The sequence below is a fragment of the Duganella qianjiadongensis genome (assembly GCF_009857915.1).
Classification (GTDB): domain Bacteria; phylum Pseudomonadota; class Gammaproteobacteria; order Burkholderiales; family Burkholderiaceae_D; genus Rugamonas; species Rugamonas qianjiadongensis.
Window position 1 is genome coordinate 199,641 of the sequence record NZ_WWCM01000010.1, and the last position, 6,367, is coordinate 206,007.

Genomic DNA, 6,367 nt, shown 5'->3' on the forward strand with positions numbered 1-6,367 from the left:
GCATGGCCGATCATCTCGCAACGCTCGATCAACTGGAAACCCGCGCGCCGGAACAGCGCGAGCGCGACCTGCTGTCACGCCTGCCGCAACTGGTGGCACGTGCCAAGGCCGCCAGCGGCTGGGCGCGCATACTGGAACACGTCAACCCTGCCGACATTAACAGCCGCGCCGCACTGGCCCAGCTGCCCGTCACGCGCAAATCCGAGCTGCATGGCCTGCAGCAGCAGCACGCCCCGTTCGGCGGCCTCAATACCACGCCGGTAGGCCAGTTGTCGCGCGTGTTCATGTCGCCCGGCCCCATCTTCGATCCGGAAGGGCGCGGCGCCGACTGGTGGCGCTTTGCCCGTCCGCTATTTGCCACCGGCGTGCGCGCCGGCGGCCTGCTGCAGAACTGCTTTGCCTACCACTTCACACCTGCCGCCTTCATGGTGGAAGGCGGCGCCGCAAAAATCGGCAGCGCGGTGATACCGGCTGGCAGCGGCCAGACCGAAATGCAGGTACAGGCCATCAGCAGCCTGCGGCCCGATACCTATGTGGGCACGCCCTCCTTCCTCAAGATCATTATCGAAAAGGCCGAGGAAATGGGCGCCGATATCAGCAGCATCAAACAGGCCATGGTGGGTGCGGAAGCGCTGCCCGAATCGCTGCGCCAGTGGTTTGCGGAGCACGGCGTAGCGCGCGTGCTGCAGATGTACGCCTCGGCCGATATCGGCAACATCGCTTACGAAACCCGCAGCGGCGCCGAACGCGACCCCGGCATGGTGCTCGATGAAGACATCATTCTGGAAATCGTCCGCCCCGGCAGCGGCGACCCGGTGGCGCCGGGCGAAATCGGCGAAGTAGTGGTCACCGTGTTCAATCCCGACTATCCGCTGATCCGCTTTGCCACTGGCGATCTGTCCGCCGTGATGCCGGATGCGCCGGCCACGGCCTGCGGCCGCAGCAACACCCGCATCCGCGGCTGGCTGGGGCGGGCCGACCAGACCACCAAGGTGCGCGCCATGTTCGTGCACCCCTCGCAGGTGCATGCCATCACCAGACGGCATGCGGAAATCGTCAAGGCGCGGCTGGTGGTTTCGGGGAAGATGGCGCAGGATGTGATGACTTTGCAGTGCGAAGTGGCCAATCCGGCAGCAGCGGCCAATTCCGGCAGCGCCGCAATCATCGTCGATACCATCCGCGATCTGACCAAATTGCGCGGCGAGGTGGAGTTTGTTGCGATAGGCAGCCTGCCCAACGACGGCAAAGTGATCGCCGATATCCGCGATTACAGCTAGACCGCAGCGCGCATGCCCAGGCTGCGCGCTGTGGTGCAAATCCAACGACGACACCGGCGCACAGCGGATCGCGGATAATAGAGGCCTGATTAGCTGTTTTAAAGAAGCCGGAACCTACCATGCAAGAATTTCACCACAACCGCGCCCGCGCGCTGCTAGAAGACGCCGAAGAACTGTACACCAAAGAACAGGTGGACGATGCCGTCAAGGCCATGGCTACCACCCTGAACCAGCGCTACGACCAGCCTGATTCCGAAGCGTTCCCGCTGGTGCTGGGCGTGATGGGCGGCGCCGTGGTCTTTACCGGCAACCTGCTGCCGCAACTGACCTTCCCGCTCGAATTCGACTACATCCACGTCAGCCGCTACGGTGATGAAGATCAAGGCGGGCAGGTGGTGTGGAAGGTGGTGCCGCGCTCCAACGTGGCCGGCCGCACCGTGATCGTGCTGGACGATATTCTGGACGAAGGCGAAACGCTGGCCCACGTTAAACAGCGCCTGCTGGACATGGGCGCGGCAGAAGTGATCCTGGCCGTGTTTGCCGATAAAGCCATCGGCAAGGCCAAACCAGTCAAAGCCGATATCGTCGGCATTACCATCCCTAACCGCTTCGTAGTGGGCTTCGGCATGGATGCTTATGGCTACTGGCGCAATCTGCCGGGCCTGTGGGCGATCCAGACGGAATCCTGAAGCTCTGCGGGCCAGCCCGCAACGTACCGATAAAAAAACTGCGCCGACCGGCTCCGGTCCGCGCAGTTTTTTTCAGCCTGCCTTACAGCGCCAGACGGGCGCGCGCTGCGTCGTACTCGGCCTTCAGACGGGCCACCATTTCTGCTGTCGTCGGCACGTCGTCCATCAGGCCCACGCCCTGACCGGCGCCCCAGATGTCGCGCCACGCTTTGGCGCTGCCGGAACCGAAGTTCATCGCCGTCTTGTCGGAAACCGGCAAAGCATCCGGATCGAGGCCGGCGGCGACGACGGATTTTTTCAGGTAGTTACCGTGCACGCCGGTGAACAGATTGGAATAGATGATGTCGGCCGCCGTCGATTCGACGATGGCGTTGCGATAGTCTTCGCTGACGTTCGATTCCTTGGTAGCCAGCCAGCGCGAGCCGATATAGGCGAAGTCTGCGCCCATGGCCTGCGCTGCCAGAATCGCATCGCCGGTGGCGATGGAGCCAGACAGGGCGATCGGGCCTTTGAAGAACTTGCGCACTTCGCCCACCAGCGCGAACGGCGACAGGTTGCCGGCGTGGCCACCAGCGCCGGCCGCCACCAGAATCAGACCATCGACACCGGCTTCCAGCGCTTTTTCGGCGTGGCGGATGGAGATTACGTCGTGCAGCACGATGCCGCCGTAGCTGTGGATAGCGTCCAGCATTTCTTTCGGCGGCGCGCGCAGCGAGGAAATAATGATAGGCACCTGATGCTTGACGCAGACTTCCACGTCGTGGGCCAGACGGTCGTTCGACTGGTGCACGATCTGGTTGACGGCAATCGGGCCGACCCGCTTATCGGGATTTGCCGCCTGATACTCGGCCAGCTCTTTTTTCAGATCCGTCAGCCATACGTCGAGCAGCTCGGCCGGACGGGCATTGAGCGCAGGGAAGGAGCCGACGATGCCGGCCTTGCACTGGGCCGCCACCAGCGCCGGACCACTGGCGATGAACATGGGGGAGGCTATCACGGGAAGGGAAAGATTCTGCAACGCTGCTGGCAGGGCCATGGCGAACTCGCTCACAAAAGTTAATCGGGGAAACTAGCGTTCGATTATAGAGCAGAAAATAGTACGATCGTGCAGAAACTAGGGGGTAAGCTCTACATTTCGTGATTAAGTAAGTACTCACCCTCGCGGCGTGCCGCACCAGCGCGTATTAGCTGCTGGGCCACCCACTCGCCTAATTGCTGTGGCGTCTGCTGCAGATGGTTGCGGTTGGCCGCTTCGAAGACGGGCATGGACAGCAGCAGGGTAGGAATGTCGGGCAAGGCGATGCGCTGGCGTTCCAGCAGCAGAAACTTGAGCAGCACCTTGAGCGCGTTCTGGGCATTGCGCACAGGATCCGCCGAGAGGTAATCAAGACGGGTGCGGGCCCGCGCCAGCGCACCGGCCACATCGGTGAACGGACGGCCATGGCCGGGCACCACCAGCCGCACATCGAGGCCGGCGATCAGATCGAGCGTGGCGGCCGTTTCGGCAAAACCGGATTCGCCATCGAGCTCGGGGAAGATCACGCCGAAGCCGTTTTCCCACAGCGCGTCGGCCGACAGCAGCAAGCGGTGCTGGGGGCAGTAAAAGATGACGGAACTGGGATCATGGCCGGGCGCCGCCAGCACCTGCCATTCCATGCCGCCCAGTTGCAGCACTTCGCCCGGCGTCAAGGTGCTGTCGAAGCTGAAACGGTCGCAGCGCTGGCCGGTGGCCTTGAAGCTCAGCGCTTCCACATCCCAGCGCCGCACCTTGTCAGCCTCGGCCACAGGGATGGACGTGTGGGCTGCGTAATGGGCCTGCAATATCGCATTGCCGCCGCAGTGATCGGAATGCAGGTGGCTGTTCAGGATGCGGTCGAGCGGACGTTCGCCCAACGCATGGCGCACCAGCGCCAGCGTCTGCTCGGCATGGCTGACATAGCCTGTATCGAACAGGGCCGTGTCGTCCGGCCCTACCAGCAGCACATTATTCGAGGAAAGCCAGCCGCGCTGGAATACCTTGATGCTGTCTGGCAGTGTGTTCATGCGGCGTCCTGTGGCTGGCTGGCGCGGCGTTCGGGCAACTTGGCCCAGACTGCGCGCTTATAGTCGTCATCAGCCTTGGACCACGCGATGATTTCTTCGATGGTGCGCATGCAGCCCATGCAGTACTGGCGATCCTGATCCATCTTGCACAGGCTTACGCAGGGCGACGGCACTGGGGCGGCGAGGCTGGTGCCGGGGGCGCTATTGGCCGGGGGAATGTTTGCGAATTCAGTCATGAGGCGTATTTTATCGCCATTGTGAATTCCTGCTTGCGGCCCAGTTCGATAGGCGGCTTACGCCCCAAGGTCGCCCGTTCTGTGTACTATATTTATTCGGAAGTTATAGAAATTCTTAATTTTTTCCACAAGTTGATTAAATGGTAGACTACGTTGAACATCAAAAATCACTAAATTAGTAACAAACCGTACAGGGCACTGCTCTTTTTTATATAAATGCTCAAGGGCGTGATTGAAAACGTCGAATGCCTTAATAAGATCAGTTCGATCTATCCGTGCGGAAAGCATATTAAATCGTACAATAGGAGTTCTAGGTATTCGAACATTCTTCTCCGGCGATTTTTTTAGTTGGTGTGAGCCTGGAATTAGCTTCGATTTCTGATGAATACGTCCTCCAATATCGGGTAACTTATATTCTATTTCCCACATGTGGTTGTGCGCAACGGAGTTTCTTAATTCAAAAAACTCCCGTACTCGTAAGTGATGACGATAACCTAGGTTCTCCTTCATATATTTTGCAGAATCTTTACTCAACCTGATCCCAGGTTTGGCTTTCTGGAGAAAATATCTGTCACGTTCAAGCATAGACTCCATCATCGCAGCAAGTAGCAGAATCACGCTTATAGAATATCCATTTTCGTAAAAATTGCGCTTAATCTATCTGCAGGGTGTAATCCATTTTTTATGAGTTTTACGACGAGATCAGCTACAGGCTGCTGTAGATGCGGTGCGACAACAGAATAATAAGATCCGCTTGCGATTTACGCGATGCCATAATTAGATATTCGTATTTATTAAAGGGATCCGGCAACTTCTGGCTGACTATAATCCTATTTTTGTAATAGTGATTCAGCTATAGGATTCCATTTTGCGTATGACAAGCTAGAGGATGGATGATTTACATAACCTACCTTCACACTCCCTTTGGTTAGGTGAAGCTCTCCTGAATACTCATTAGCAAGCATATGAGGAAAATTGTTCAATAAATTTTGCCAGTTAGCTTTGCCCAAAACCAGTATTCTTTCAGGGTTAAGCGTGAAGACCACTTCTTCGAATGCTAGAATAGACTCTCGCCACATTTCTGGCGTCGGTCGTTGTCTGGCGTGAAGACCAACCAATGATTGAACGAAGTTGTAAAACGCAAAATCATTCCAGAATTCCGATGGATGAAACTTCTCATCACACCCAAAGATGATTCGACGAATCTTTGTTGCAAATCGACAAAATCCTGTTGTGTCTCTTTGTGCTCCGGCCTGGTCCCTAGACATGTCGTCTTTCACGCAATTAATAACGAGCTCAGAGTTAAATTTATCTGGTTCGGTATAGTTGGACTCACCTAATAATAGCGTACGACGTTTTATAATTCTGGGCGTCAAATATCTTTCCCCAACCCAGGGGTACACCGCTACAGCGTCAGTCCACATGCATTATCTCCAGAAGAATTTTGGTATTAAATTTGGATGGTGGTTATTGACCAACAACGGCCAATTTCCAATGCTTGAAATTAGTCTTCAGAGATCATGGATAGACCGTTTCCCCATAGTACTCCACCAGTAGAAAATAATAGTGAAAATGGAGCAAAGAGTATAAGCGGAGCGAATATGAGAAGCAGAACACCGATGATCACCGTTCCAAAACATATACCAAGCCATGCAATCTCCGCCGCAACAGCACCAATCATCAGCATGATTCCGCAAAGTACAAATAGAAGCCCAAGGCATTTCCTTTTCATAAAATTCCTTCATTGTTTAAGGCACGTCAAACATAGTTCTAAGTCAAAACTAATTGGTTTGCTTGTGAACAAAATCTGCCCAAGATTAATTACACGCATAGCAGACTTGGAATATAAAAACCCCTCATATTTTCACAAAATCGGAGGCGCCTCATAACAGACGTACGAATTTAAGTCCTAAGAAATTAATTCTTGTCGATTAGCTGTTGAGTAACGAAGAACTGGTAGGGAAGAAAAATGGGGAGAGCCTACCTCTGTAAACTCATGCCTTTATACACAACTCGGCTTCAGTCGTAGGCCGAGTTCATTTCTCGTAGCGCTTCAGCGACGAGTCGTATCTTGGTCAGCCCCTTCCAGATCGCTTTCACACCTGGCTCGCCATCTCCTTTA

At 55.6% G+C, this 6,367-nt stretch carries 6 protein-coding genes; 2 read left to right on the top strand and 4 right to left on the bottom strand.

What is annotated here, in order from left to right:
* The first annotated feature begins 2 nt into the window (after positions 1–2).
* A complete protein-coding gene (locus GTP27_RS15625) occupies positions 3–1,277 on the top strand; it encodes a phenylacetate--CoA ligase family protein (RefSeq protein WP_161040096.1) in 1,275 nt (424 codons plus the stop codon).
* A gap of 119 nt (positions 1,278–1,396) precedes the next feature.
* Positions 1,397–1,966, top strand: a complete 570-nt coding sequence (locus GTP27_RS15630; RefSeq protein ID WP_161040097.1) for a hypoxanthine-guanine phosphoribosyltransferase — start codon at positions 1,397–1,399, stop codon at positions 1,964–1,966.
* Between the two features lie 82 nt (positions 1,967–2,048).
* Here GTP27_RS15630 and GTP27_RS15635 read toward each other — a convergent pair whose 3' ends face one another.
* The 4 genes from GTP27_RS15635 to GTP27_RS15650 all read right to left on the bottom strand — a co-directional run bounded on the left by GTP27_RS15635 (position 2,049) and on the right by GTP27_RS15650 (position 5,669).
* Positions 2,049–3,002, bottom strand: coding sequence for an NAD(P)H-dependent flavin oxidoreductase (locus tag GTP27_RS15635; protein ID WP_161040115.1), 954 nt, complete (start codon positions 3,000–3,002; stop codon positions 2,049–2,051).
* Between the two features lie 92 nt (positions 3,003–3,094).
* Positions 3,095–4,009 carry an MBL fold metallo-hydrolase gene (locus GTP27_RS15640; protein WP_161040098.1) on the bottom strand — a complete coding sequence of 305 codons (915 nt, stop codon included), beginning with the start codon at positions 4,007–4,009 and terminating at the stop codon, positions 3,095–3,097.
* Positions 4,006–4,245, bottom strand: coding sequence for a DUF1289 domain-containing protein (locus tag GTP27_RS15645; RefSeq protein ID WP_161040099.1), 240 nt, complete (start codon positions 4,243–4,245; stop codon positions 4,006–4,008). The genes GTP27_RS15640 and GTP27_RS15645 overlap by 4 nt, the downstream gene beginning before the upstream one ends.
* Before the next feature lie 830 nt (positions 4,246–5,075).
* Positions 5,076–5,669, bottom strand: coding sequence for a hypothetical protein (locus GTP27_RS15650; RefSeq protein WP_161040100.1), 594 nt, complete (start codon positions 5,667–5,669; stop codon positions 5,076–5,078).
* Positions 5,670–6,367 lie beyond the last annotated feature (698 nt).

Bases quoted from the DNA above. Each gene is read 5' to 3' on its own strand.
- GTP27_RS15650 (WP_161040100.1), bottom strand. From the start codon at position 5,669: ATGTGGACTGACGCTGTAGCGGTGTACCCCTGGGTTGGGGAAAGATAT.
- GTP27_RS15635 (WP_161040115.1), bottom strand. From the start codon at position 3,002: ATGGCCCTGCCAGCAGCGTTGCAGAATCTTTCCCTTCCCGTGATAGCC.
- GTP27_RS15640 (WP_161040098.1), bottom strand. From the start codon at position 4,009: ATGAACACACTGCCAGACAGCATCAAGGTATTCCAGCGCGGCTGGCTT.
- GTP27_RS15645 (WP_161040099.1), bottom strand. From the start codon at position 4,245: ATGACTGAATTCGCAAACATTCCCCCGGCCAATAGCGCCCCCGGCACC.
- GTP27_RS15625 (WP_161040096.1), top strand. From the start codon at position 3: ATGGCCGATCATCTCGCAACGCTCGATCAACTGGAAACCCGCGCGCCG.
- GTP27_RS15630 (WP_161040097.1), top strand. From the start codon at position 1,397: ATGCAAGAATTTCACCACAACCGCGCCCGCGCGCTGCTAGAAGACGCC.